This window comes from Microbacterium oleivorans (assembly GCF_001644225.1).
GTDB lineage: Bacteria > Actinomycetota > Actinomycetes > Actinomycetales > Microbacteriaceae > Microbacterium > Microbacterium gawkjiense.
The window spans coordinates 1-24,611 of sequence record NZ_LSTV01000004.1 but is presented as its reverse complement, the minus strand read 5'-3'; the positions used below and the strand labels follow the sequence as shown (position 1 = coordinate 24,611).

Annotated in this window: 25 protein-coding genes; 15 read left to right on the top strand and 10 right to left on the bottom strand. The window is 70.0% G+C overall.

All coding sequences use genetic code 11. The annotated features are described in order from the left end of the window. Position 1: 1 nt before the first annotated feature. Positions 2 to 1,516 (bottom strand): cellulase family glycosylhydrolase, encoded by a 1,515-nt coding sequence (locus tag AYL44_RS10630; RefSeq protein WP_231872779.1) that lies wholly within the window; start codon positions 1,514 to 1,516, stop codon positions 2 to 4. Positions 1,517 to 1,709: 193 nt separating this feature from the next. Between AYL44_RS10630 and coaA the strand changes: the two genes are divergently transcribed. Further along, entirely contained in the window at positions 1,710 to 2,657 is a 948-nt protein-coding gene (coaA, locus tag AYL44_RS10625) for a type I pantothenate kinase (RefSeq protein ID WP_064003280.1), read from the top strand. A gap of 20 nt (positions 2,658 to 2,677) precedes the next feature. Here the strand turns inward: coaA and AYL44_RS10620 are convergent, their stop codons facing one another. Beyond that, positions 2,678 to 3,142: a VanZ family protein gene (locus AYL44_RS10620; RefSeq protein WP_064003279.1), complete on the bottom strand. Its 465-nt coding sequence runs from the start codon at positions 3,140 to 3,142 to the stop codon at positions 2,678 to 2,680. Between the two features lie 73 nt (positions 3,143 to 3,215). Further along, on the bottom strand, positions 3,216 to 3,713 hold the full coding sequence (locus AYL44_RS10615; protein ID WP_064003278.1) for a CAP domain-containing protein: 498 nt from the start codon (positions 3,711 to 3,713) through the stop codon (positions 3,216 to 3,218). A 155-nt stretch (positions 3,714 to 3,868) separates the two neighbouring features. Here AYL44_RS10615 and glmS point away from each other — a divergent pair, with 155 nt between their 5' ends. Then, positions 3,869 to 5,719, top strand: coding sequence for a glutamine--fructose-6-phosphate transaminase (isomerizing) (glmS, locus tag AYL44_RS10610; RefSeq protein ID WP_064003277.1), 1,851 nt, complete (start codon positions 3,869 to 3,871; stop codon positions 5,717 to 5,719). Between the two features lies 1 nt (position 5,720). On the opposite strand, the gene AYL44_RS10605 is transcribed toward glmS, so the two are convergent. Beyond that, positions 5,721 to 6,302 carry a hypothetical protein gene (locus tag AYL44_RS10605; RefSeq protein WP_064003276.1) on the bottom strand — a complete coding sequence of 194 codons (582 nt, stop codon included), beginning with the start codon at positions 6,300 to 6,302 and terminating at the stop codon, positions 5,721 to 5,723. Between the two features lie 221 nt (positions 6,303 to 6,523). On the opposite strand from AYL44_RS10605, the gene AYL44_RS10600 reads away from it, so the two are divergent. Next, positions 6,524 to 7,834, top strand: coding sequence for a UDP-glucose dehydrogenase family protein (locus AYL44_RS10600; protein WP_064003275.1), 1,311 nt, complete (start codon positions 6,524 to 6,526; stop codon positions 7,832 to 7,834). 31 nt (positions 7,835 to 7,865) lie between these two features. On the opposite strand, the gene AYL44_RS10595 is transcribed toward AYL44_RS10600, so the two are convergent. After that, positions 7,866 to 8,678: a CPBP family intramembrane glutamic endopeptidase gene (locus AYL44_RS10595; RefSeq protein ID WP_064003274.1), complete on the bottom strand. Its 813-nt coding sequence runs from the start codon at positions 8,676 to 8,678 to the stop codon at positions 7,866 to 7,868. Between the two features lie 116 nt (positions 8,679 to 8,794). Between AYL44_RS10595 and AYL44_RS10590 the strand changes: the two genes are divergently transcribed. The 8 genes from AYL44_RS10590 (at position 8,795) to AYL44_RS10555 (ending at position 14,201) form a co-directional block, all read left to right on the top strand. Then, a complete protein-coding gene (locus AYL44_RS10590; RefSeq protein ID WP_197471645.1) occupies positions 8,795 to 9,382 on the top strand; it encodes a low molecular weight phosphatase family protein in 588 nt (195 codons plus the stop codon). Between the two features lie 85 nt (positions 9,383 to 9,467). Then, positions 9,468 to 9,824 carry a holo-ACP synthase gene (locus AYL44_RS10585; protein WP_064003272.1) on the top strand — a complete coding sequence of 119 codons (357 nt, stop codon included), beginning with the start codon at positions 9,468 to 9,470 and terminating at the stop codon, positions 9,822 to 9,824. 5 nt (positions 9,825 to 9,829) lie between these two features. Then, complete coding sequence (gene alr, locus AYL44_RS10580) at positions 9,830 to 10,945, top strand: alanine racemase (RefSeq protein WP_064003271.1); 1,116 nt, start codon at positions 9,830 to 9,832, stop codon at positions 10,943 to 10,945. Further along, positions 10,942 to 11,445: a tRNA (adenosine(37)-N6)-threonylcarbamoyltransferase complex ATPase subunit type 1 TsaE gene (gene tsaE / locus AYL44_RS10575; protein WP_064003270.1), complete on the top strand. Its 504-nt coding sequence runs from the start codon at positions 10,942 to 10,944 to the stop codon at positions 11,443 to 11,445. Before alr ends, tsaE begins: the two co-directional genes overlap by 4 nt. Before the next feature lie 48 nt (positions 11,446 to 11,493). After that, complete coding sequence (tsaB, locus tag AYL44_RS10570) at positions 11,494 to 12,162, top strand: tRNA (adenosine(37)-N6)-threonylcarbamoyltransferase complex dimerization subunit type 1 TsaB (protein ID WP_064003269.1); 669 nt, start codon at positions 11,494 to 11,496, stop codon at positions 12,160 to 12,162. Next, positions 12,159 to 12,656 (top strand): ribosomal protein S18-alanine N-acetyltransferase, encoded by a 498-nt coding sequence (gene rimI, locus AYL44_RS10565; RefSeq protein WP_064003268.1) that lies wholly within the window; start codon positions 12,159 to 12,161, stop codon positions 12,654 to 12,656. Before tsaB ends, rimI begins: the two co-directional genes overlap by 4 nt. A 1-nt stretch (position 12,657) precedes the next feature. After that, positions 12,658 to 13,716 carry a tRNA (adenosine(37)-N6)-threonylcarbamoyltransferase complex transferase subunit TsaD gene (gene tsaD / locus AYL44_RS10560; RefSeq protein WP_064003267.1) on the top strand — a complete coding sequence of 353 codons (1,059 nt, stop codon included), beginning with the start codon at positions 12,658 to 12,660 and terminating at the stop codon, positions 13,714 to 13,716. Continuing rightward, positions 13,713 to 14,201: a hypothetical protein gene (locus AYL44_RS10555; RefSeq protein WP_064003266.1), complete on the top strand. Its 489-nt coding sequence runs from the start codon at positions 13,713 to 13,715 to the stop codon at positions 14,199 to 14,201. The genes tsaD and AYL44_RS10555 overlap by 4 nt, the downstream gene beginning before the upstream one ends. Position 14,202: 1 nt before the next feature. Here AYL44_RS10555 and AYL44_RS10550 read toward each other — a convergent pair whose 3' ends face one another. Continuing rightward, the gene (locus AYL44_RS10550) at positions 14,203 to 15,402 is read right to left on the bottom strand and encodes a class I SAM-dependent methyltransferase (RefSeq protein ID WP_064003265.1); all 1,200 of its coding nucleotides are present in this window, start codon (positions 15,400 to 15,402) and stop codon (positions 14,203 to 14,205) included. A 170-nt stretch (positions 15,403 to 15,572) separates the two neighbouring features. On the opposite strand from AYL44_RS10550, the gene groES reads away from it, so the two are divergent. From groES to AYL44_RS10535, 3 genes are all read left to right on the top strand, one after another. Further along, entirely contained in the window at positions 15,573 to 15,869 is a 297-nt protein-coding gene (gene groES / locus AYL44_RS10545) for a co-chaperone GroES (protein ID WP_017203655.1), read from the top strand. A gap of 131 nt (positions 15,870 to 16,000) precedes the next feature. Next, positions 16,001 to 16,939, top strand: coding sequence for an EamA family transporter RarD (gene rarD / locus AYL44_RS10540; RefSeq protein ID WP_064003455.1), 939 nt, complete (start codon positions 16,001 to 16,003; stop codon positions 16,937 to 16,939). A 156-nt stretch (positions 16,940 to 17,095) separates the two neighbouring features. Beyond that, complete coding sequence (locus AYL44_RS10535; protein ID WP_064003264.1) at positions 17,096 to 18,364, top strand: ABC transporter substrate-binding protein; 1,269 nt, start codon at positions 17,096 to 17,098, stop codon at positions 18,362 to 18,364. Positions 18,365 to 18,500: 136 nt separating this feature from the next. Here AYL44_RS10535 and AYL44_RS10530 read toward each other — a convergent pair whose 3' ends face one another. From AYL44_RS10530 to AYL44_RS10515, 4 genes are read right to left on the bottom strand one after another with little or no spacing between them, the layout of a single operon-like run. Then, positions 18,501 to 19,274 carry an ABC transporter ATP-binding protein gene (locus tag AYL44_RS10530; protein ID WP_064003263.1) on the bottom strand — a complete coding sequence of 258 codons (774 nt, stop codon included), beginning with the start codon at positions 19,272 to 19,274 and terminating at the stop codon, positions 18,501 to 18,503. Continuing rightward, positions 19,271 to 20,275 carry an ABC transporter ATP-binding protein gene (locus AYL44_RS10525; RefSeq protein ID WP_197471644.1) on the bottom strand — a complete coding sequence of 335 codons (1,005 nt, stop codon included), beginning with the start codon at positions 20,273 to 20,275 and terminating at the stop codon, positions 19,271 to 19,273. The genes AYL44_RS10530 and AYL44_RS10525 overlap by 4 nt, the downstream gene beginning before the upstream one ends. After that, positions 20,265 to 21,242 carry a branched-chain amino acid ABC transporter permease gene (locus AYL44_RS10520; protein WP_064003261.1) on the bottom strand — a complete coding sequence of 326 codons (978 nt, stop codon included), beginning with the start codon at positions 21,240 to 21,242 and terminating at the stop codon, positions 20,265 to 20,267. The genes AYL44_RS10525 and AYL44_RS10520 overlap by 11 nt, the downstream gene beginning before the upstream one ends. Positions 21,243 to 21,245: 3 nt before the next feature. Continuing rightward, a complete protein-coding gene (locus AYL44_RS10515; RefSeq protein ID WP_064003454.1) occupies positions 21,246 to 22,538 on the bottom strand; it encodes a branched-chain amino acid ABC transporter permease in 1,293 nt (430 codons plus the stop codon). A 221-nt stretch (positions 22,539 to 22,759) separates the two neighbouring features. Here AYL44_RS10515 and guaB point away from each other — a divergent pair, with 221 nt between their 5' ends. Further along, positions 22,760 to 24,265 (top strand): IMP dehydrogenase, encoded by a 1,506-nt coding sequence (gene guaB / locus AYL44_RS10510; protein ID WP_064003260.1) that lies wholly within the window; start codon positions 22,760 to 22,762, stop codon positions 24,263 to 24,265. Positions 24,266 to 24,611 lie beyond the last annotated feature (346 nt).

Below are 24,611 nucleotides of genomic sequence, written 5' to 3'. Positions count from 1 at the left end.
GTCAGCGCGTCACCGAGAGCGACAGGGCGGGGGATGCCGGTGCCTTCGGCGCGGTGAGGATCGCCCCGACGTCGACGCGGGACCCCTGCGTCAGATTGGCGAGTCCCCACTCGACCCCCGAGCAGCTGATGCGGGCACCCGCGGTGCCGGGGCTCGCGACGCGGCACGACATTCCCCACGCGCTGTCGACGGCGGTCGCACCCGGCGACGCCCACGAGGCCGTCCACGACCGCACCTTCACGCCCGACGACGCCGTGAGGGCCAGGGCGATCTGGTATTTCGACGGCCATGAACTCGTCACCGTCAGCGTCGCCGAGACGCCGTTCGACGAAGCGCTCGTGGATTTCCCGACGGCGGGGTCGGGCTTCGTGCCGGGGGACGAGGGCTGCGGGGACGGCTGGGGTGCGGGTGTCGGCGCCGGCGCGGCCGGGTAGCGCACGTTCTTCGGAGTGAGGATCGGCTTCAGCGCCGCGAGCTTCGTCTTCTCGCGCGTGTACCAGTCGTCCTTCAGCAGGCCGCCGGTGTCACCGCTGTTCGGGTTGAACGACCAGTACCCCCAGCTCATGCGCCGATCCTTCAGGTAGCCGACGAACTTCGACAGCCACTTCTTGTCGGACGAGGTCTGCAGCTTCGTGCCGAATTCGCCGACGAAGACCGGAGCGATGTTCTTCCGCGCGATGTAGCCCCAATGCTTGTCCCACACCCAGGTGAGGTTGGCGGGGTATCGCTTGTCGTGGAACCAGGGCTGATCGAACACCGACGAGGGGTACTCGTGGGGCGAGTAGACGACGCGGTTCTTGACCTTGAGCACCACCGGCTTCGACTTCACGCCGGTCAGGTTGCCGCCCCACCAGGTGCCCTTGCCGTCGGCGCCGTACTGCACGCCCTCGACGATGATCAGCAGCTTCGAGTTGACGGTGTGGATGGCGTCACCCGCCCGCGTCGCCGCCGCGCGCCAGTCGCGCGCCTTCACGCCGCAGCCCCAGCACGCCGAACCCTGCGGCTCGTTGTGGAGGTCAAAGCCGATGATCGTCGGCTGGTTCTTGTAGCGCTTCGCGAGCATCTTCCAATCCGAGATCCAGCGGGACTCGGAGTACTTCTTCGTGTACCAGAGCTCGGACTGGGCATCGGAACCCGGCCGGTGCCGGTCGAGGATCACGCGCAGGTTGTACTTGCGCGCGCTCGCGACGACGGCATCCATCACCGTCAGCGTCGACGCCTTCGCGAGCTTCGGGTTCAGTGCGGTGTTCACGGAGCCGACCGATTTCTTGGTCAGGCACTCGTTCGAGAACGGCAGGCGCACGGTGTTGAAGCCCATGCCCGAGATCTGGGCCATGCCCTGATCGAGCGTGATCGACCATAGGCCGTGCGGCGCGCACGTGTCGGTCTCCATCCCGAACCACGAGGTGGCCTTCACGGTCACGGTCTTGCCGGTCGAGGCGTCCTGGATCTTGGATCCGTGCGTCTTCAGCCAGGGGATCGTGGCGGCCTCGGCCGTCGCGGGAGCGGAGGCCACGCCCAAGGATGTCGTCAACACGACAGCGGCAAGGACCGCCAGAACGCGTCGCAGCATCGGAAAAACCCCCGTCGAGAACGGCAGAACGGCCGCGTTGGAACACCCGCTGCCAAGAGTACGCGACACACCCCCTTTCGCGCGCGTACGTCCCGCGCGCGTAGGGGGCGCCGGCGGCACGGCTAGAGTTGCCGCAATGTCCCCCGACGAGACGCCGACGACGAACGATTCGTTGTACCGCGAGATCCCCCGTGCCGAATGGGCGCGGATGGCCGCCGGCATGGAGCAGCCCCTCACCGAGACCGAGGTCGTGCAGCTGCGCGGCATCGGCGACCGCCTCGACATCACCGAGGTGCGCGAGGTCTACCTGCCGCTGAGCCGGCTGCTGTCCCTCTACGCCTCGGCGACCAAACGGCTCGGCGCCGACACGGCGGAGTTCGTCGGCGAGAACGACGCCACGACGCCGTTCATCGTCGCGGTGGCGGGATCGGTCGCGGTCGGCAAGTCGACGGTCGCCCGACTGCTCCGCGAGCTGATGAGCCGCTGGCCGGGTACCCCGCGGGTCGAGCTGGTGACGACCGACGGCTTCCTCTACCCGAACGCCGAGCTCGAACGCCGCGGGATCATGGACCGCAAGGGCTTCCCCGAGTCGTACGACCGCCGCGCGCTCGTCGAGTTCCTGCTCGCGGTGAAGTCCGGCGAGGCAGAGGTGAAGGCGCCCTACTACTCGCACATGCGGTACGACATCATCCCCGACGCGCAGGTCACCGTGCGTCGACCCGACGTGATCATCGTCGAGGGGCTGAACGTCCTCGCCTCGGCGCCGAACCCGCACGACATCGCCGTCAGCGAGCTGTTCGACTTCTCCATCTACGTCGACGCCGACCACGATCACATCGCCCAGTGGTACGTGAACCGCTTTCTCGCCCTGCGCGAGGCGGCCTTCTCGAACCCGAACTCCTTCTTCAAGGTCTTCGCCGACATCTCCGACGACGAGGCCGTGACGCGCGCGCTCGGCTACTGGAACGAGATCAACCTCCCCAACCTGGTCGAGAACGTCGAGCCCACCCGCCACCGTGCGAGGCTCATCCTCCGCAAGGCCGCGGACCACACCGTCGAGACGGTGCGCCTGCGCAAGCTCTGAGTCCGTGCCTCCGCCCGGGCTCAGCGGCGTCGGATCCTCCGCCAGAGCTCGAGTCCCAGCATCCCGACACACGCCCCCGTCGTGTTCGCGATGATGTCGAGCACGCTCGGAGAGCGCTCGGTGAGGAACGCGGCCTGTCCGCATTCGATCGCGACCGTCGCGACGATTGCGATCGGCAGCACGAGCTCGCGTGAGCGCAGGATCATCGGCAGCAGCACGCCGAACGGCACGAACAGCCCGACGTTCGCGGCGAACTCGACCCGGGGATAGCTGAGCGCGGGCAACCGGCGCGAGAGGGCTTCGAGCAGCGGTGCGACGCCCGCATCCACCGGGGTCGGCCAGAACGCGATCACTGCCAGCGCGACGATGTAGCCGCCGAGCACCATGAGCGGGACGGATGCCGGTCGCCGTCGCGCGGCCGCCGAGCCAGGCAGCGGAGGTCTGGGCGGTATCTCCTGCGGGATGGGCGGCGGGACGTTCGGCATCGGTCCTCCTCGGGCGGGGCGCGACGCTGCGGCGAAGATCGCCGAGTCTACGCCCCGCCCGGGGCGGGGCCGATCAGCGCGCCGGGTACGAGCCGAACACCTGCGTGTAGAACGGCAGACCTCGCTTCGAGCACGCGACGCCGATGCCGATGCGGTTGTACGAACCGAGGATGTTGGCCCGGTGCCCGGTGGATTTCATCCATGCCGGGGTGACCTTGGCGGGGGTGTAGCCGAACGCGACGTTCTCGGCGGCGCGCGTCCAGCCCGCGGGGATCTGCGACGAGTACTTCGGGTTGTGGCTCATCCGGTTGGCGGCGGCCTGCTTCGTCGACCAGGCCACAGCGACCTTCGACATCGACGCGTTGAGGGTCAGGGGCTTCTTGCCCTTGGCCTTGCGCGCCGCGTTCACGTCGGCCAGGACGCGCTTCTGGACAGCGGCTTGCGTCGTACCGGTGCACGAGACCGACGTCGCCGCGGACGCGGACGCGGCAGGCGCAACCGACAGGGAGAGGGCGAGGACGGCGGTGAGCGCGATCGCGGATCGCCGTCGGGTACGAGAGGATGCGGACACGGGGGACTCCGTCGTGTGGGGGCACGGCCGTGCGGGGGACACGGTTCTCCATGGCTACCAAACAGATACCGCCTCCCGCCAGCCCTTGTCGCACGCGACGCGCCTGAGCGCGGGCAGGGGAGTTGTCTCAGCCCGTCCCGCTTAGAATCGGACGCATGTGTGGAATCGTCGGATACGTGGGGCCTCGCGACAGTCAGGCCATTCTCCTTTCGGGCTTGGCTCGGCTCGAGTATCGGGGGTACGACTCCGCAGGGATCGCCGTCATCGACGGCGAGGGAGACCTCGAGATGCGCAAGCGCGCGGGAAAGCTCCAGGTGCTGCGGGACGATCTGACCGCGCACCCCATGACCGATGGCACGACCGGCATCGGCCACACCCGTTGGGCGACCCACGGCGGCCCCACCGACGCGAACGCGCACCCGCACCTCGCTGACGACGACAAGCTCGCCGTCATTCACAACGGCATCATCGAGAACTTCGCCGAGCTGAAGGACGAGCTCCTCGCCGACGGATTCACCTTCCGCAGCGAGACCGACACCGAGGTCGCGGCGGTCCTGCTCGGCCGCGAGTATGCGGCATCCCATGACCTGGTCGCCGCCTTCCGGACGGTCGCCGCCCGCCTCGAGGGCGCCTTCACCCTCCTCGCGATGCACCAGGATCAGCCCGGCCTCGTCGTCGGCGCTCGCCGCAATTCGCCCCTCGTGATCGGACTGGGCGAGGGAGAGAACTTCCTCGGCTCCGACGTGGCGGCCTTCGTCGAGCACACCCGCAACGCCCTCGCCATCGGCCAGGACCAGATCGTCGCCATCACGCCGCAGGGCGTTGAGGTCACCGATTTCGACGGCCACACCGTCGAGGTCGAGCCGTTCGAGGTCGTCTGGGACGCCTCGGCCGCGGAGAAGGGCGGCTGGTCGTCGTTCATGGCCAAGGAGGTCTCGGAGGAGCCCGAGGCCGTCGCGAACACCATCCGCGGTCGTTTTTCGGACGGCGCCGTCACGATCCCCGAGCTCGACGGTCTCGACGACCTGTTCCTCGGCATCAGCCGCGTCATCGTCGTCGCCTGCGGCACCGCCGCGTACGCGGGCATGGTCGGTAAGTACGCCCTCGAGCAGTGGACGCGCGTCCCCGTCGACGTCGAGCTCGCGCACGAGTTCCGCTACCGCGACCCGGTCATCGGCCCCGACACGCTCGTCGTCTCGATCTCGCAGTCGGGCGAGACGATGGACACGCTCATGGCCGTCAAGTACGCCCGCGAGCAGGGCGCCAAGACGCTCTCGATCTGCAACACGCAGGGCGCGACGATCCCGCGCGAGTCCGACGCGATCGTCTACACGCACGCCGGTCCCGAAGTCGCCGTCGCCTCGACCAAGGCCTTCGTCGCTCAGATCACCGCCCTCTACCTGCTGGCCCTCCACGTCGGCCGTGTGCGCGGCGTCCTCTCGCAGGAGGACTCGGCTCAGGCCGTCCGTGAGCTCGAGGCGATCCCCGCGAAGATCGCGCGCGTCCTCGAGACCGAGCAGGAGCACATCGAGCAGTTCGCCGGCTGGATGGCCGACACGAACTCGGTCCTGTTCCTCGGCCGCCACGTCGGATACCCGATCGCCCTCGAGGGTGCGCTCAAGCTCAAGGAGATCTCCTACATCCACGCCGAAGGCTTCGCCGCCGGTGAGCTCAAGCACGGTCCCATCGCGCTCATCGAGCCCGGTCAGGCGGTCTTCGTGATCGTCCCGTCGCCCCGCGGCGCGGCCGAGCTGCAGAAGAAGGTCGTCTCCAACATCCAGGAGATCCGCGCCCGCGGCGCCCGCGTGATCGCGGTCGCCGAAGAGGGGGACGTGTCGGTGCTCCCGTTCGCCGACGAGGTCCTGCGCATCCCGCTGGCCGCGCCGCTGTTCGAGCCGCTCCTGGCGGTCGTCCCGCTGCACATCTTCGCGATGGGCCTCGCCACGGCGAAGGGCCTCGACGTCGATCAGCCGCGCAACCTCGCGAAGTCCGTCACGGTCGAGTGAGTCAGGCCGGGTTCCGTCCCGGCCCGAACGACGCGTTCCGCGCCTCGTCGACCCAGGCGCGCAGCTGCCACGGCGCGAACCGGAACAGCCGCGCGACGTCCGCCTGCGCATAACCCGCCTCGAGCACGGCCGCGACCGCGAACTCCTGCATCGACCCGAAATCCCGGCCGGCGAGCGGACCGGTGCGGAGGTCTCGGAAGGTCCTTGGCGTCGCCGGTCCCGCGGGAGCGCGCGGCGTCGCGGCCGGGGGCGGTGACCCCTCGTAGGGCACCGAGATGACGTAGCCCGGGACGGGGCCGGCCGCCGGCGCGGCTTCCGGTTCCTGCGGCTGCTGCCGGGTCGGCGCATACGGCGCGTACGGCCACGGCTGCGGGGGCGCCGCCGGCGCGGCATCCGGCTCCCACACCTCCGGCATCTCGAGCGGCTCGTAGCCCGGCGGCGGCGCAGCCAGGAGGTGCGCGTCGGGCCAGAGGAGCGAGTGGTCCTCCGGGGCGACCCGGTCGTCGGGCGTGTAAGCGGGTGCGTCGGTGTGCGCAGGCGGGGATGATCCGGCCTGTGAGGCGCCTTCTGCGGAGGTGCTCATCGTGACGTCCTCTTCGGGTGAGGTGATGTCAGAACTCGGAAGTGATGGTGCGGTTGTCCGCTCACGATAGCGATCCTCGCCCACGGCGTCACGTGCGTGTTCGGCCCGATCGACACGATCAATGCGTCCCAAGACACCTCCGTGACAAATGGTCGTCATCGGAATCTGATAGACACGACCGGCACCCCGAAGACACGGCGTGCGTGTGGAGGGATTCTGAGATGCGACTTTCTGTCATCGGATGCGGCTACCTGGGGGCCGTGCACGCGGCGGCCATGGCCTCGATCGGCCACGAAGTGGTTGGCATCGACGTGGATGAGCGGAAGATCGCCTCGCTCGCCGCCGGCGAGGCCCCGTTCTTCGAGCCCGGCCTGTCCGAGATCCTCTCCGAGGGCATCGCCTCCGGTCGACTGTCCTTCTCGACCGACTTCGCCGCCGCCGCGGGCGCAGCCGTCCACTTCGTCGGTGTCGGCACGCCCCAGGTCAAGGGCGGCTACGCGGCCGACCTGACCTACGTCAACGCGGCCGTCGATGCGCTCCTCCCGCATCTGTCCGAGGGCGACATCGTCGCGGGCAAGTCGACGGTTCCCGTCGGCACCGCCGCATCCCTCGCCCCCCGCGTCAGCGCGACGGGCGCGACCCTCGTCTGGAACCCCGAGTTCCTGCGCGAGGGATTCGCCGTGCAGGACACGGTCGACCCCGACCGCCTCGTCGCGGGTGTTCCCGCCGGTGACGAGGGCGAGCGCGCCACGCAGGTGCTGCGCGAGGTCTACCACCCGTCGATCGCGAAGGGGACGCCCTTCATCGTGACCGACTACGCGACCGCAGAGCTCGTGAAGGTGTCGGCGAACGCGTTCCTCGCGACGAAGATCAGCTTCATCAACGCGATGGCCGAGATCGCAGAGGTCGCCGGTGCCGACGTCACGATGCTGGCCGACGCGATCGGCCATGACGCTCGTATCGGTCGCCGGTTCCTCGGCGCCGGCATCGGATTCGGCGGCGGGTGCCTGCCGAAGGACATCCGTGCCTTCTCCGCCCGCGCCGAGGAACTCGGCCGCGGTGAATCGGTCGCGTTCCTGCGCGAGGTCGATGAGATCAACATGCGCCGCCGAGAGCGCGCGGTCCAGCTCGTCCAGGACGGCCTCGGCGGCGAGCTCTTCGGCAAGAAGGTCACCGTCCTCGGCGCAGCCTTCAAGCCCTACTCCGACGACATCCGCGACTCTCCGGGTCTCGACGTCGCCGTCCGTCTGCACGGGCTCGGCGCGAGCGTCACCCTCACTGACCCTGAGGCGATCGAGAACGCGCGCCGCCAGCACCCTCATCTGACCTACGTCGCCGACCGCGACGAGGCGCTGACGGGCGCCGACGCCGTCATCCTGGTGACCGAGTGGGATGAGTACCGGCGCGAGCTCAGTCCCGAGCATGCGGCATCCCTCACGGCCGGCCGCGTCGTCGTCGACGGCCGCAACGCTTTCGACCCCGCTGCGTGGCGCGCCGCCGGATGGACGTACTACGGGATGGGTCGCCCCTGACCGATGCGCGGCGCTCCGGCGGGTGGTGTCATCACCCGCCGGAGATCGCCGCGCCCGCCGCCATCAGGAGCAGCGCCGTCGCGTTGTAGACGATGTGCACGAACACGGCCCCCCACACGCGTCCGGTCAGGATGACCAGGGTCGCGCAGACGAGGCCGACGGCGCCCACCGAGAGGGACTCGCCGAGCGGCAGCGAGCCGTCGACGACGTGGATGAGGATGAAGCTCGCCGTCGAGACGAGGACCGCCGCGACCGCCGCCGCGGTGCGACCCGCGGTGCGTCGGAGGAGCCCGTACATCGCGACGAGGACGACGGTGCGGAAGAAGAACTCCTCGACCACCGGGCCGACGAGCCCCGACGGGATCGCCTCGGTCAGCAGCCACGACGAGGTGAGGTTCGCGGACGGGAACGGGCGGGCCGCGGCATCCGACACCCATCCCTCGATCACCCGCAGGCCGAGGCCCAGAGCGAGTCCGTAGATCACGTCCGCGCCGCGCACGCGCAGCAGCCCGGCCGGGCGTCCGCGGCGGAACGCGACCACGACGGGGACCAGCATCCCGACCCACAGGATCGCCGTCGAGACCAGCGGCGCCGACGGCGACCGCCACAGCAGCTGCACGAGCGAGCCGGCGAAGATCGCCGCGCCCAGGCTGAGCAGCGCGATGACCAGCAGGCTGCCGTTCCAGGGGCGCACCCCGGTGCCGCCGAGGCGCCAGTCGGTGCGGCGTCGGCGACGGCCGCGGCGGCGCCGCTCGTCGCCGTCGGGGCGGCGCTCGGGCTCGGCGATCGGGGTCTCCGCCTCCGCCGCGGGGGACGAGGGGCCGTCGCTAAGCTGATCCTGCACGGGCCTACCGTATCGGGTGCCCGTCCGCGTCCCACCCCCGCGCCACCGTCCCGCCGAGCACCGAGGGGGCGACTCGGACGAGGGCGAGTCGCGGCATCCGTCTCGAAGGGCCCCGCGTGATCCACATCCTCACCGTCTGCACGGGCAACATCTGCCGCTCGCCGCTCGCGGCGCTCGTCCTCGAGCAGCGCCTCGCGGACCTCGGCGTGGTGGCGACGAGCGCGGGCATCCGCGCACGTGAGGGAGTGCGGATGCCGGTCGAAGCCGCCGAGCTCGCGATCGCCCGCGGCGTGCCCGCCGACCGGATCGCGGCCCACGGATCGCGGTACCTGACCGAGCCGATCCTGCGAGGCCCCGACCTGGTGCTCGCCATGGACCGCGACCACCGGCGCGCGGTGGTCGAGCTCGCCCCGGGGCAGCTGCGGACCGCGTTCACGATCCGTGAGTTCGAGCGCCTCGCCTCGGCGACCCCCGACGAGGCGCTGCGGGCCGGTGCCGTCGGCGCGGAGCCGCGGGACCGCCTGCGCGGCGCGCTCGCCGTCCTGTCGGGGCAGCGCGGTCTCGTGCTCCCGCCCGCGGATCCCGCCGACGACGACGTGGTCGACCCCTACGGCCGCTCCCGCGAGACCTACGCACGCTCCGACGCGCAGCTCTCGCCCGGTCTCGACGCCGTCGAGCGCGTCGTCCGCCTCGCCGTCGGCTGACGCCACCCGCCGCCACTCCGCCGACGCGCAGCCGTCCCCGGATATCCTGATCTGATGCCGTAGAGCGCGGCGAGGGGGAGGCGGCATGATCATCGGCATCGGCGTCGACCTCGTCGACATCCCGCGCTTCGAGGCGTCGATCGCCCGCACCCCGAAACTCATGCAGCGCCTGTTCACGCCCGCCGAGCAGACCCTCAAGCCGCACTCGCTCGCCGCCCGCTACGCGGCGAAGGAGGCGCTCATCAAGGCGCTCGGCGGCTCGGACGGCGTGCACTGGACGGACATCGAGGTGGCCTCCGAACCTTCGGGTCGCCCCGTCTTCGCGCTGTCGGGCGAGACCGCCGTCACCGTCGCCGACCGCGGCATCACGACCGTGCACCTGTCGCTCTCGCACGACGCGGGACTCGCGACGGCCTACGTCGTCGCGGAGGCGGGATCGTGACCCGGATGCCGGAGGGCGTCGCGCGGGAAGCGGTCATCGACGTCGGCGCGATCGAGCACAACGTGCGGCACCTGGCGCGGGTGACCGCGTCCGAGGTCATCGCCGTCGTGAAGGCCGACGGGTACGGTCACGGAGCCGTGCGCTCGGCGCGGGCGGCCCTCGCCGGCGGGGCGGCGCGCCTGGCGGTCGCCGATGTGGGTGAGGCGCTCGAGCTGCGCGCCGCGGGCATCGACGCTCCCGTGCTCGCCTGGTTGCACGCCCCGGGCGCGGATTTCGCCGAGGCCGCCGCCGCCCGCATCGAGCTCGGCGTGTCGAGCCTCTACCAGGTCCGCGCCGCCGCGGCGGCCGGGTCGCCGGAGCGGCCCGTCACGGTGCAGCTCAAGGTCGAGACGGGCCTCGGCCGGAACGGCATCGCCCCCGCCGACTACGGCGCAGTGTTCGCCGAGGCGGCGGCCCTCGAGGAGGCCGGCGTCATCCGGGTTCTGGGCCTGTTCAGTCACCTCTCCAACACGTCCGCCGCCGACGACCGCACGGCGCTGTCGCGTTTCACCGTCGCCCAGGCGGCGGCCGAAGCGGCGGGTCTCCGTCCGCCGTTGCGTCACATCGCGGCATCCCACGCCGCCCTCGACCTGCCCGAGGCGCGCCTGGGCTGCGTCCGTCTCGGCGTCGCGATCTACGGGCTGTCGCCGTTCGCTGACCGGTCGTCCGCCGACCTCGGGCTGCGTCCCGCGATGACACTCCGGGCGGCGGTCGCCGCTGTCCGCCGCGTGCCCGCGGGGCAGGGGGTCTCCTACGGCTACCTGCACCGCACGGCCAGCGAGTCGACGCTCGCGCTGATCTCGATGGGGTACGCCGACGGTGTCCCACGCGCCGCCTCCGGTGCCGGACCCGTCTCGATCGGGGGACGCACGTTCCCCGTCGCCGGACGCATCGCGATGGACCAGTTCGTCGTCGACGTCGGCGACGCACCGGTCGCGGTCGGCGACGAGGCCGTGCTCTTCGGCGACCCGGCGGCGGGCGTACCCGCCGCGACCGACTGGGCCGACGCCGCCGACACCATCAACTACGAGATCGTCACGCGCATCGGCCCGCGCGTGCCGCGACGGGAGGTGCGGTCATGACCGGGATGGAGCACTTCGAGGGGCGCCGAGAGGTCGCCTCGCCCGAGGACATGGAGCGGCTCGGCCGCGAGCTGGGCGGCGCCCTGCGCGCCGGCGACCTGCTCGTCCTCACGGGTCCCCTCGGCGCCGGCAAGACGACCCTCACCCGCGGTATCGGCGCGGGCCTCGGGGTCCGCGGTCCCGTGCAGAGCCCCACGTTCGTGATCGCCCGCACCCACCCGTCCGAAGTCGGCGGCCCCGCGCTCGTGCACGTCGACGCCTACCGGCTCGGTTCCCCGGCCGAGCTCGACGACCTGGGCCTCGACCCCGACCGGTCGGTCACGATCGTGGAGTGGGGGCGCGGCATGGTCGATGGCCTCGTCGACACGTGGTGGGAGCTCGAGATCGAGCGCGGCTGGAGCGGTACGGGCGTCGACAACGCCTGCGGCACGACCGGCCCCTACGCCGCCGAGCTCGAGGACGCCGCGCCGCGCATCGTCACCGTCACGCGACGTCCCTGATCGCGGCGGCCGCGTCGCGGCATCCGTCCTCCCGATACCCTTGATCCTGTGATCCTCGGCATCGACACGTCCCTCGGCACGGCCGTCGCCGTCACCGATGTCGACGGTGCGGTGCGCGCCGAGGTCGCCAGTGCCGACCCGCTCGGGCACGCCGAGATCATCGGCTCCCTGCTGCAGCAGGTGATGACGGATGCCGCGCACGGCCCCATCGGTGCGACCGGCGCTCCGCAGCCCGTCGCCCTGACCCGCGTGGCCGCGGGCATGGGGCCCGGGCCGTTCACGGGGCTGCGGGTCGGGATCGCGGCGGCGCGCGCGTTCGCGCTGGGCCGCGGCATCCCGGTCGTCCCCGTGCGTAGCCACGACGCGGCCGCCCTCGCGGTGCTGCTCGCCGACCCGTTCGCCGAGTTGCCGCGGTTCGCGGTCGTCACCGACGCCCGCCGCCGCGAGTTCGCGTACACCGTCTACGACGGCATCGACGACGACGGACTCCCGCGGCGCGTGACCGAGGCCACCCTGACCCCGCGCGACGCCGTCGACGACGCGCTCGCCGCGCACGGCGCCGAGCGCCGGGACGTGACGGCGATCCCGGGCGCGATGGTCGCGCTCGTCGCGGCGCGCGCGGTCGCCGCGGGCAGGGTCGAGTCCCTCGGCGAGCCGCTGTACCTGCGCGCGCCCGACGTCACCCTCCCCGGCGCTCGCAAGAAGGTCGGCTCGTGACCCTCCGCACCGCGACCGCCGCGGACCTCGACGACATCATGCGCCTCGAGCGCGCGTCCTTCCCGACCGATGCGTGGAGCGACGCCCTCATGGCGGGCGAGCTCGCCTCCCCCCACGGCCGGTACGTCGTCGACGTCGAGGCGGGCCGTGTCGTCGGGTACGGCGGTGTGCGCGCCGTGCAGGGCGCAGCGGATGCCGACATCCAGACCATCGCGATCGCCGCCGACGCGCGGGGTCACGGCCGGGGCCGCGCGCTGCTGCGCGAACTGCTCGCGACGGCCCGGTCCCGCGGCGCGCGCGAGGTGTTCCTCGAGGTGCGCGCCGACAATCCCGGAGCCGCCGCGCTCTACCTGTCCGAAGGGTTCGCCGAGGTGGGCCGCCGGCCGCGCTACTACCAGCCCGACGACGTCGACGCGATCGTCATGCAGCTGAACCTCGTCGCCTGGGACGCCCGTCGCACCGCGGCGCCGACCGCCGCCGAAGGATGGTGCTGAGATGACGCACGAACCCCTGGTGCTCGGTATCGAGACGAGCTGCGACGAGACCGGCATCGGCATCGTCCGGGGTCGCACCCTGCTCTCGAACACGATCGCGAGCTCGATGGACGAGCACGCCCGCTACGGCGGCGTCGTGCCCGAGGTCGCCGCGCGCGCCCACCTCGAGGCGCTGCAGCCGGCGATCGAGGCGGCGCTCGCCGAGGCGCAGGTCTCGCTCGCCGACCTCGACGCGGTCGCTGTCACGAGCGGCCCGGGTCTCGCCGGCGCGCTCATGGTCGGCGTGGGCGCCGCGAAGGCGCTCGCCGTCAGCCTCGACAAACCGCTGTACGCCGTGAACCACCTCGTGGGGCACATCGCCGCCGACATCCTCACCGGTGACGAGGTCGAGTACCCGACCGTCGCGCTCCTCGTGAGCGGCGGGCACACCTCGTTGCTCCTCGTCCGCGACCTCGTCTCGGACGTCGAGCTGCTCGGCGAGACGATGGACGACGCCGCCGGCGAGGCGTTCGACAAGATCGCCCGCATCCTCGGTCTGCCCTATCCCGGCGGCCCCGAGATCGACAAGGCCGCCGCGACGGGCGACCCGCAGGCGATCCGGTTCCCGCGCGGTATGTCGCGTGCGTCCGACATGGCCGAGCACCGTTATGACTTCTCGTTCTCGGGGCTCAAGACCGCCGTCGCGCGCTGGGTCGAGCAACGCGAGGCGGCCGGTGAGCCCGTCTCGGTGCCCGACGTGGCGGCATCCTTCCGCGAAGCGGTCGTCGACGTCCTCGTGACGAAGGCGCTCGACGCCTGCGCGCGTCACGACGTGCCCCGCCTGCTGCTGGGTGGCGGCGTGATCGCGAACAAGCGTCTGCGCGACGTCGCGCTCGAGCGTGCGCAGGCCGCGGGGGTGGCCGTCCGCATCCCGCCCCTCTCGCTCTGCACCGACAACGGGGCGATGATCGCGGCGCTGGCCTCCGAGCTCATCATGAGCGGTCGCCCGGCCTCGACCCTCGCGTTCGGTGCCGACTCGACCCTGCCCGTCACGACGATCCAGGTGGAGCCCTCGTCATGAGCGACGAGCGGATGCCGCCGCCCGCCGCCCCTGCCGCGGACGAGCCCCCCGCTGCTCCCGCCGTCGAGGCGGCATCCCCCGACGTCGTCCTCGCGCCGACGGACACCGCGCTCCCCGGCGCGCACCGGGGCGGTTTCCGTCGGGAGCTCACGCAGCCGCTCCCCGTCGCACCGCCGCTCGCGGTGCACCCGGATCCCGACGAGGCCGCCGCCCCGGACGTCCGCTGGATCCCCCCGGCGCCGGTGCTGCCGCGCAGCGCCGGTTGGTCACTGTTGTTCGGGTCGCTCGGGCTCGTGCTGGCCTGGTTCGTCGGCTGGGGCTTCCCGGTCGGCGTGATCGGCGTCGTCCTCGCCGTCCTCGCGCTGCGACGCCCGTGGGAGAAGCGCGAGACCGCGTTCTGGGGTCTCGGCCTGAGCATCGCCTCGCTCGCCTACAGCGCCGGCTGGCTGTGGTGGGCGGCCTCGCAGGGCGCCCTGTCCGGCTGAGTCAGACGCGCTCCGCGAGTACGGCGACCCGCTTCGCGTCCCGCCCTTCGCCGACCCTCGTGAGGATCAGCGTCGCCGAGGCGTCGCCGCGCAGCGCGAGCTTGCGCCGGAACTGCGCCGGGTCGACGTCGACGCCGCGCTTCTTGATCTCGACGGTGCCGACGCCCCTGTCGCGGAGGGCGGCGTTGATCGCGGGCACCTTCATCGGCAGAACCTCCCGCACGCGGAACGTCTGCACGAAGGGGTTCGTCAAGGCGGCATCCGAGGTCAGGTAGGCGATGCCCTCGGCCACCATCCCCGCCTGCAGTTCCCGGGCGACCTCGCCGATCAGGCGCGCGCGGATGACGGCGCCCTCGGGCTCGTGGAGGAAGGCGCCGAGCTCGCGGACCGGCTCGTCGGGCGCGTCGGCGGCCGCCGTCAGTTCCGCCGCAGCCCCGCCCCTCATCACGAGCGCCGAGCGTGCCACGCCGTCGCGACGCAGGGCGCCCGACCACAGCACGAGCTCGACGGTCGAACCGTCGACGCTGATCCACTGCGCCTCGACGTCGTCGGGGAGCAGGCTGCGATCGAGGCCCGGTCCGAGTTTGATGCCCACCGGCATCCGTTCTGCGAGGGCGAACGCCCAGTCGAGCGAGGGTGACCAGTCCTCGGGCCGGGTGCGGCTGGTCTCGCTGTGCCCCGCGGTCCGACGGGCGGGGTCGAGCCAGACCGCGTCCCAGCCGTCCAGGTCGGTCTCCTCGGCGAGGCCCTGCCGCACGGTGACGGCGTCGCCGAACGGCGCGAGGTTGTAGGCGGCGAGGGCGGCCGTCGTCTCGTCGGCGTCGACCGCGAGCACGTCGAGGCCGATGCCCGCGAGTCCCAGGGCGTCGCCGCCGATGCCGCATCCGAGGTCGGCGACGCGGGTGATCCCCGCGGCCCGGAACCGTCCGGCGTGCCGGGCGGCGACCTCGAGCCGTGTCGCCTGCTCGAGCCCCGCGCGGGTGAACAGCATGCGCTCCGCGAACGGACCGAACTTGCCCTCTGCGCGCACGCGCAGGTGCGCCTGGCCGACGACGGCCGACACGAGATCGGGGGAGTGGCCGGCGGAGCGCAGCCGCGAGACGGCGGCCGCGACCTCGGCGGTGGATGCCAGGGGTCCAACCTCGTCGATCATCCGCAATCCCTGGGGGGTCAGGAGGGCGGTGAGCTCGGCCTTTTCCATCCGGCCAGCCTAGGTCTCCGCGGTCGGATGGTGCGTCGCGGCATCCGTCATCGTGTTGGCACTCGCGTTGCATGAGTGCCAACCGCGCTCTAGACTTTTGTTAGCACTCTCGGTAAGCGAGTGCTGATGAGTCTTGTAGCAGGACCCCACCAGCAAGAAAGAGGTAGACCGTGTCGGTTTCCATCAAGCCGCTCGAAGACCGCATCGTCATCAAGCAGGTCGAGGCCGAGCAGACCACCGCAAGTGGCCTGGTCATCCCTGACACCGCCAAGGAGAAGCCCCAGGAGGGCGAGGTCGTGGCCGTGGGCCCCGGCCGCATCGACGACAACGGCAACCGGGTTCCGCTCGACGTCGCCGTCGGCGACCGCGTCCTGTACAGCAAGTACGGCGGCACCGAGGTCAAGTTCGGCGCCGACGAGTTCCTCGTCCTGTCGGCTCGCGACGTCCTGGCGGTCGTCGTCCGCTGACACACAGCGACTGCAGCGCAGGGCCCGGATGCTTCGGCATCCGGGCCCTGTTCCGTTGATGGCAGGATCTGGGCGATCGACGGCAGTGCGGATGACGCGCCCGCTGTCATGACCGTCGTAGGCTTGTGCTCATGACACCCGAGCAGGCCGCGCGCGAGAAGTCCCTCGGGGGCGTCTTCGTCTTCTCGGCCTACGTCCTGTGGGGCTTCCTGCCGCTCTACTTCGTCAGCCTCGCCCCGACGACGCCGTGGGAGGTCGTCGGCTGGCGCATCCTGCTGAGCCTCGTCTTCTGCATCGCGCTGCTCGCGATCACCCGCGGCTGGGGGCGGATGCGGGTCATCCTGCGCGATCGTCGCCTCATGCTCTGGACGCTCCTGGCGGGCCTGCTCATCTACGTCAACTGGCAGGTCTTCCTCATCGGGACTCTGACCGGTCACGTCGTCGAGACGAGCCTCGGCTACTTCATCAACCCGATCGCGACCGTGCTCCTCGGCGTCATCGTGCTGAAGGAACGCCTGCGGACCGCGCAGTGGGTCGCGGTCGGCATCGCGGGCGTGGCGGTCGTCGTGATCATCGTCGCGGTCGGCCGCGTGCCCTGGATCGCGCTCGCCCTCGCGGCGAGCTTCGCGACGTACGGTCTCGTCAAGAAGAAGATCGGACCGTCGGTGGATGCCGTGAGCGGCCTCACCCTCGAGTCCTTCTGGCTCGTGCCGATCGCCGTCTTCCAGCTCGTCCTCGTCGGTGTCACCTCGGGGCTGACGATGGGCCGCGAGGGGACCGGGCACACCGTCCTGCTCCTGCTGGCGGGGGCCGTCACCGCCGTTCCGCTCCTGTTCTTCTCCGCCGGCGCCCGCCGCACCACGCTGACCGTGGTCGGCATCCTGCAGTTCATCGCGCCGATCATGCAGTTCCTCACCGGGGTGCTCATCCTCGGTGAGCCGATGCCCTTCGAGCGCTGGATCGGATTCGGCCTCGTCTGGGTCGCCGTCGCGGCCTTCACGGTGGACTCGCTCGTCTCCTCCCGGCGCAACCGGACGCGCGCCGAAGCGGTGGTGCCCGACCCCGTCTGATGCCGCCGGACCCCGCTTCCCGAGACCGTTATGGGAGCGTGCCCACCTCGTTACACATCGTTAACGAACGGCAACATTGGAGAGACGAGCGCGCCGCTAGGTTGATCACACCGGGGCAGACCCGATCTGACCCGTGTCACCACAGCAAGGAGCACAATGTCCGTCTTCTCCCGTTCGCGTGCCGCGAAGGCTCTGGGCGGTATCGCCCTCGCCAGCGCGTCCGCCCTCGTCCTCGCCGGCTGCGCCGGTTCCCCGACAGCGCCGTCCTCGCCGTCCTCGAGCGGCCCCGCCGTCGAGCGCGAAGATCTGACGCTCAAGCTCGGAACGGTCCTGCCCCAGACGGGAAGCCTCGCGTTCCTCGGCCCGCCCGAAGAGGCCGGCGTGCTCCTGGCCGTCAACGAGATCAATGAGGCCGCGAAGGGCATCACCGTCGAGCTCAGCGCCGGCGACTCCGGTGACACCGACAACAAGGCCTACGAGACCACGGTCCCGCGTCTGCAGAACGAGGGCGTCTCGGCGATGATCGGTGCCGCGGCATCCGGCGTCACCAAGCTGTTCCTCGACAGCAACGTGTCCGAGGGCATCATCACGTTCTCGCCCGCCAACACCTCGCCCGACTTCACCACGTGGGAGGACGACAACCTCTACTGGCGCACGGCGCCGAGCGACCTGCTGCAGGGCGAGGTCCTCGCGAACAAGATCGCTGAAGACGGCAAGAGCACGATCGGCATCATCTACATCAACGACGCCTACGGCACGGGCCTGCGCAACGTGGTCAAGGAGGTGTTCGAGAGCACCGGTGGCACCGTCGTCGCCGAGTCGTCCTTCAACACCGGTGACACCTCGTTCGACGCGCAGGTCGCCACCGTCGCCGCGGAGAACCCCGACGCCATCGTGGCGATCACGTTCGACGAATTCGCGACGATCGCGCCGCTGCTGGTCAACGCCGGTCAGGATGCCGAGAACTTCTACCTCGTCGACGGAAACCTGAAGCAGTGGGGCGACGACGTCAGCGTCTCGCTCGAGGGTGCTCAGGGCACGACCCCCGGGCCCGTGCTCGAGGACGACTTCGTCGAGCGCCTGAACGCCGCGTGGACCGAGGCAGGCAACAGCGAGCTCGAGGACCAGTCCTACGCCGCTGAGTCGTACGACGCCGCAGTCCTGCTCGCCCTGGGCGCGCTCGCTGCGAACGACGTCTCGGGCACCGCGATCGCCGGCAAGCTGCAGGAGGTCTCCGGTGGCAGCGGCGACGGCACCGCCTGCACCACGTTCGCCGATTGCGCCGACATCATCCTCGACGGCGGCGTGGCCAACTACGACGGCTACTCCGGTCCCATCACCTTCGACGAGAACGGTGACCCCACCGAGGCGACCATCGGCATCTTCCAGTACGGTGCCGACAACACGCACACGCGCATCAACTGACGCGCAGCACTGAGGGCGGCGCCCGGGGATTCCGATCCCCGGGCGCCGCCTTTCGTTGCGCCCGCGGAGTGCGAGCGCGTATGCAACGACGAAGCCCCCGTCAGCGTTCAGCGGACGGGGGCCTCGTGGAAGGGAGTCAGTCGGTACCGAGCGTTCCGAGGTAGAGCCCGATGACCTTCGGGTCGTTGAGCAGCTCGCGGCCGGTGCCCTCGTAGGCGTCCCGACCCTGGTCCAGGACGTACCCGCGGTCGCAGATCTGCAGGCAGCGTCGGGCGTTCTGCTCCACCATGATCGTCGTCACGCCGGCCTTGTTGATGTCCGAGACGCGAATGAAGGCGTCATCCTGACGGACGGGGGAGAGGCCGGCGCTGGGCTCGTCGAGAAGCAGCACGGAGGGATCCATCATGAGCGCCCGCGACATGGCGACCATCTGGCGTTCGCCACCCGACAGCGAGCCCGCACGCTGCTTCAGGCGCTTGCCCAGCTCGGCGAAGATCGACGTCACGAACTCCAGCCGCTCCTTGTAGGCGCTCGGCCGCTGGTAGAGACCCATCTGCAGGTTCTCCTCGATCGACAGCGAGGGGAACACGTTGTTGGTCTGCGGGACGAACGCGACGCCGCGACGGACGAGAGCGTCGGACTTGAGTCCGACGATGCTCGACCCGTCGACGTTGATCTCGCCGCCGCGCACCTTGACCATGCCGAAGATGGACTTGAGGAGAGTGGACTTACCCGCGCCGTTGGGCCCGATGATGCCGATCAGCTCGCCCTTGCGCGCGACGAGATTGGCGTGGTTGATGATGTTGATGCCCGGCAGGTATCCGGCCAGCAGGTCGCGGACCTCCACGACGATCTCGCGGTCGTCGACCGCACCGACCTCGGGAGAGGGCACTCCGGATGCCTGGGTCATTTGTCCTCTTTCTCGGCGTCCGCGATCGAAGACGCCTCCTCTTCTTCGATCTCCGCGAGCATCTCGCGGGCGGATTCGTCCAGTTCGCCGGGGACCCGTCCCGTCACGACGCCCAGATCGACGTCCTGGTGGCTGCCGAGGTACGCATCGATGACCGCCTTGTCCTGCATGACGGTGTCGGGCGGACCCTCGGCCACGACCTTCCCCTCGGCCATGACGACGACCCAGTCCGCGATGTGGCGGACCATGTGCATGTCGTGCTCGACGAAGAGAACGGTCATGCCGAGCTCTTTGAGATCGAGGATGTGATCGAGCAGCGACTGCGTGAGGGCGGGGTTCACGCCGGCCATCGGTTCGTCGAGCATCACGAGGTTCGGATCGCTCATGAGGGCGCGGGCCATCTCCAGGAGCTTCCGCTGGCCGCCGGAGAGGCTGGCCGCGAAGTCCTTCTCCTTGGCGTCGAGCTTGAAGCGCGCGAGGAGGCCACGGGCCTTCTCTTCGATCTGCTTCTCCTGCGGACGCCAGACGCGCGGCACGAAGCTCTGCCAGAACTTCTCGCCGCGCTGCCCGGGGGCGCCGAGCTTCATGTTCTCGAGCACGGTGAGGAGTGCGAGCGCCTTGGTGAGCTGGAACGTGCGGACCTGTCCCATCCGAGCGACCTTGAAGGCCGGGATGCCGGCGAGGTTCTTGCCGTCGTACGACCAGCGGCCGCTGTTCGGCTTGTCGAACCCGCAGAGGAGGTTGAACAGCGTGGTCTTGCCGGCGCCGTTCGGTCCGATCAACGCGGTGATGGCGTTCCGGGGGATCTCGAGGTGCTTCACGTCGACAGCCGTGAGCCCGCCGAAGCGGCGCTGCACGTCGTCGATGATGAGGATCGGGTCGTTCTTCGCGACTCCGGGGACGTTCTCACCCTTCGCGAGCCCGGTGGTCTTCGGGCGCCGCACCGAGCCGGTCGGAGGGGGCGTCGCGCCCGGCTGGTCGGGGATCAGATCACTTGACAAAGGTCATCTCCTTCTTGTCGCCGAGAAGACCTTGCGGCCTGAAGATGACGAGCAGCATGAGGGCGACGCCCACGAGGACGAACCGGAGCGTGCCGGCCTGGATGCTCGTCATCGGGAGGAACCCCTGCGAGGCGAGCTGCGGGAGCATGTTGCCGAGGAGAGCCATCACCATCCAGAACAGGACGGCACCGATCGACGGGCCGAAGATCGTTGCGGCGCCGCCGAGCAGCAGGATCGTCCACAGGAAGAAGGTCAGCGAGGTGGTGTAGCTGGACGGGACGACGGCGGAGGGAAGGACGAACACGATGCCACCGAGGGCACCGATGACACCGCCGACCACGAGCGCCTGCATCTTGTAGGCGAAGACGTTCTTGCCGAGGGCTCGGATGGCGTCCTCGTCCTCGCGGATGCCCTTGAGAACGCGGCCCCAGGGGCTGCGGACGAGCGACCAGACCACGAAGAGCGCCAGCGCCAGCATCAGCAACCCGAACACCCGCACCCAGAGGCCGTCCGCATTGAACGTCCACGGGCCGAAACCGTAGGTGCCGTCGGGGAAGGGGTTCGCGTCGCGGAACCCGCCGTGGTAGTTGCCGAGGCCGTCGGCCGAGTTGGTGTACTCGTCGAACACCTGCGTCGTGAAGAGGAGTCGCACGATCTCGGCGGCCGCGATGGTGACGATGGCGAGGTAGTCGGCCCGCAGTCGCAGCGTCGGGATGCCGAGAACGAGAGCGAAGACCGCCGCGAGCACGAGGCCGATGATCATGCCGAGCCACCACGGCAGGCCGAAGCTCAGGACCGAGATCGCGTAGCCGTAGCCGCCGAGGGCCATGAATCCGGCCATGCCGAAGTTCAGGAGACCGGCGTAACCGAAGTGCACGGCGAGGCCTGTCGCCGCAAGGGCGTACGCGATGGTGATGGGGCTCAGCAGGTAGCTGAGCGTGTTTCCTACGATGGCACCCCAGTCCACGGGCTACCCCAATCTCTCTTTACGGCCCAGCAGACCCTGAGGCCGCACGAGCAGGATGAGGATGAGTACGACGAGAGCGCCCGCGTACTTCAGGTCTGACGGGATCCACAGCGTCGAGGTCTCGACGACGATGCCGACGATGAGGGATCCGAGAAGGGCACCGAACGCGGTGCCGAGACCGCCGAGGGTGATCGCCGCGAAGATCAGCAGCAGCATCTGCGTGCCCATGTCCCACTTCACACCGGGGCGGAAGTAGGCCCACAGGACGCCGGACAACGCAGCCAGGACACCGGCGAGGATCCACACGATGCGCACGACGCGATCGACGTTGATGCCCGAGGCCGAGGCGAGCTGGGGGTTGTCGGAGATGGCTCGAGTCGCCTTGCCGATCCGGGTGCCCAACAGGAAGTAGGCCACCGCGAGGATCACCAGGATGCTGACGCCCATGCTGATCAGGTCGATGTAGGAGACCGAGATCGGGCCGAGCTGGATCGGTGCGGGGCTGGCGCCCGGAAGCTGGTACGTCGAGCCGCCGATGACGAACTGGTACGTGTAGCGGAGGGCCAGCGAGAGGCCGATGCTGACGATCATCAGCTGGACCACCCCCAGACCTCGCCGGCGGAGCGGGCGCCAGATGGCGGCATCCGACGCGAGTCCCAGCGCCGCGCCGCCCAGCATCGCCGCGGCGATCCCGAGCCAGAGGGGCAGCTGCCACATGGTGCTGAAGATCATCGCCAACAGCGCGCCCCAGGTGACGAGCTCGCCGTGAGCGAAGTTCGACAACCCCGTCGTGCCGTAGATCAGTGCCGCTCCCATCGCTGCGAGCGCGAGCAGGAGCCCGAAGTTCACGCCGTTGAACAGGCGGGACGCGAACTGGTCGATGAAGGACTGCGTCTGGCGTTCGCCCTCGCCGAGGAAGAGGTTGACGATCTTTGACCCGGTGAGCCCGAACTCCACCTCCTGCGACGCGGAGTCGCCCTCGACGATGACGCCGTCCGGCAGCGTCGACTCGTCGACGGTCAGGGTGTACGTGGCCTTCTCGGGCACGTACAGCCGCCAGCGTCCATCGGTCGTGGTGAGAGTGGATGCCTCGAACCCGTCGCCCTCCACCGAGATGGACACGTCGGGGACGGGTTTGTCATCGAACGTGATGACACCCGCGAAGTAGAACGAGGTCTTCTCCTGGTCGTCTCCGGGGTTCTCCGGAGCTGCCGCGAAAGCCGCTGAGGGGATCGCGCAGAGGAGTGTGATCGCCGCGAAGAGTAACGCGGCGAGGGCGGACACGCGATGTGTCATCCGCCCCGGGCGACGGACAGTGCGCGTCGTCGGGGTGATCGCCACTGGCACCTCCTGAGTTGAGTGGTCGAACGCGCCGAGGGGTACCAGTGTTCGGTGGCTTCGGCGACACCTGAACGTATTGGTCGATTGTTGCCTGCGTGTTTCGGCGGCGCAACTCGACACGGAATACGGCGAGCCGCTCGGCGCTTAGAATCATGAAGACCCGAGAAGGAGCGCGCATGAGCGATCACAACGACCCGTTCGGATTCGTGGGACTGACGTACGACGACGTCCTGCTGCTGCCCGGTCACACGGACGTCATCCCCTCCGAGGCCGACACCTCCTCCCGGGTCACGCGACGCATCACCGTCGCGACTCCTCTCCTCTCCGCCGCGATGGACACCGTCACCGAGTCGCGCCTCGCGATCGCCATCGCGCGCGAGGGCGGCATCGGCATCATCCACCGCAATCTGTCAATCGCCGACCAGGCATCCATGGTCGACCGCGTGAAGCGCAGCGAGTCGGGCATGATCACCGACCCGATCACGACGACCCCCGACGCGACCATCGAAGAGGTGGACGCGCTCTGCGGGCAGTACCGCATCTCGGGCCTCCCCGTGGTGGATGACGAGGGGCACCTCGTCGGCATCGTCACCAACCGCGACATGCGTTTCGTCTCGGGCTTCGAGCGCCAGACGACGAAGGTGCGCGACGTCATGACGAGCGAGAACCTCGTCACCGGCAAGGTCGGCATCGGGGCGAACGAGGTCATCGCCCTCTTCGCCCACCACCGCGTCGAGAAGCTCCCCCTCATCGATGAGGAGGGGAAGCTCGCGGGGCTCATCACCATCAAGGACTTCGACAAGAGCGAGAAGTACCCGCTCGCCACGAAGGACGATCAGGGCCGGCTGCGGGTCGGCGCGGCGATCGGGTTCTTCGGCGACGCATGGGAGCGCGCCGAGGCGCTGCGGGATGCCGGGGTCGACGTCATCGTGGTCGACACGGCCAACGGCCAGTCCGCCGGAGTCATCGACATGGTCAAGCGGATCAAGGCCGACGCCTCGTTCGCGCACATCGACGTGATCGGCGGCAACGTCGCGACCCGCGAAGGCGCGCAGGCGTTGATCGACGCCGGAGTGGATGCCGTCAAGGTCGGCGTCGGGCCGGGGTCGATCTGCACGACCCGCGTCGTCGCCGGCGTGGGCGTGCCGCAGGTGACCGCCATCTACGAGGCGTCGCTCGCGGCGCGCGACGCCGGCGTGCCGATTATCGCCGACGGCGGTCTGCAGTACTCGGGCGACATCGCGAAGGCACTCGTCGCCGGTGCCGACACCGTCATGCTCGGTTCCCTGCTGGCGGGTACCGACGAGTCCCCGGGGGAGGTCGTCTTCCAGGGCGGCAAGCAATTCAAGCTCTACCGGGGGATGGGTTCGCTCGGTGCGCTGCAGACCCGCGGCAAGAAGACCTCCTACTCGAAGGACCGCTACTTCCAGGCGGACGTGCCGAGTGACGACAAGCTGATCCCCGAAGGCATCGAGGGGCAGGTCGCGTACCGCGGTCCGGTCTCGGCCGTCGCGTATCAGCTCGTCGGTGGTCTCCGGCAGTCGATGTTCTACGTGGGCGCCCGCACGATCGAGGAGCTGAAGGCGCGCGGCAAGTTCGTGCGCATCACCTCGGCCGGTCTGAAGGAGTCCCACCCGCACGACGTCCAGATCGTCGTCGAGGCGCCGAACTACAAGCGCTGAGCGGGTCGGCGAGCCCGACACGCCCGGGATGCGGGGCTGATTTGCCCAGTCCCCGAACCCCGCGTAACTTATTACTTGTTCGCCCCACAGGGAAGAGCGAGAGGCCGAAAGGCCCGCCGCCCTCAAGATGGCGAACCACCCCCTCCAAGAAGAAACAGTCGCTCTGCGATTGGGTCTGACCTCAGGTCTAGGACGGGGCATCGGGACGCTCCCGCAGTCGTCACCTCCCACACCCACGATCTCTCGAGATCACCGGCGTGTCGGGTTTGACGAGTTCGCGGGTGTCATCCTAAGGTAGAGAAGTTGCCTCACTACGAAGCCCTTGCGGGGGTGGTGTGGGAGCATC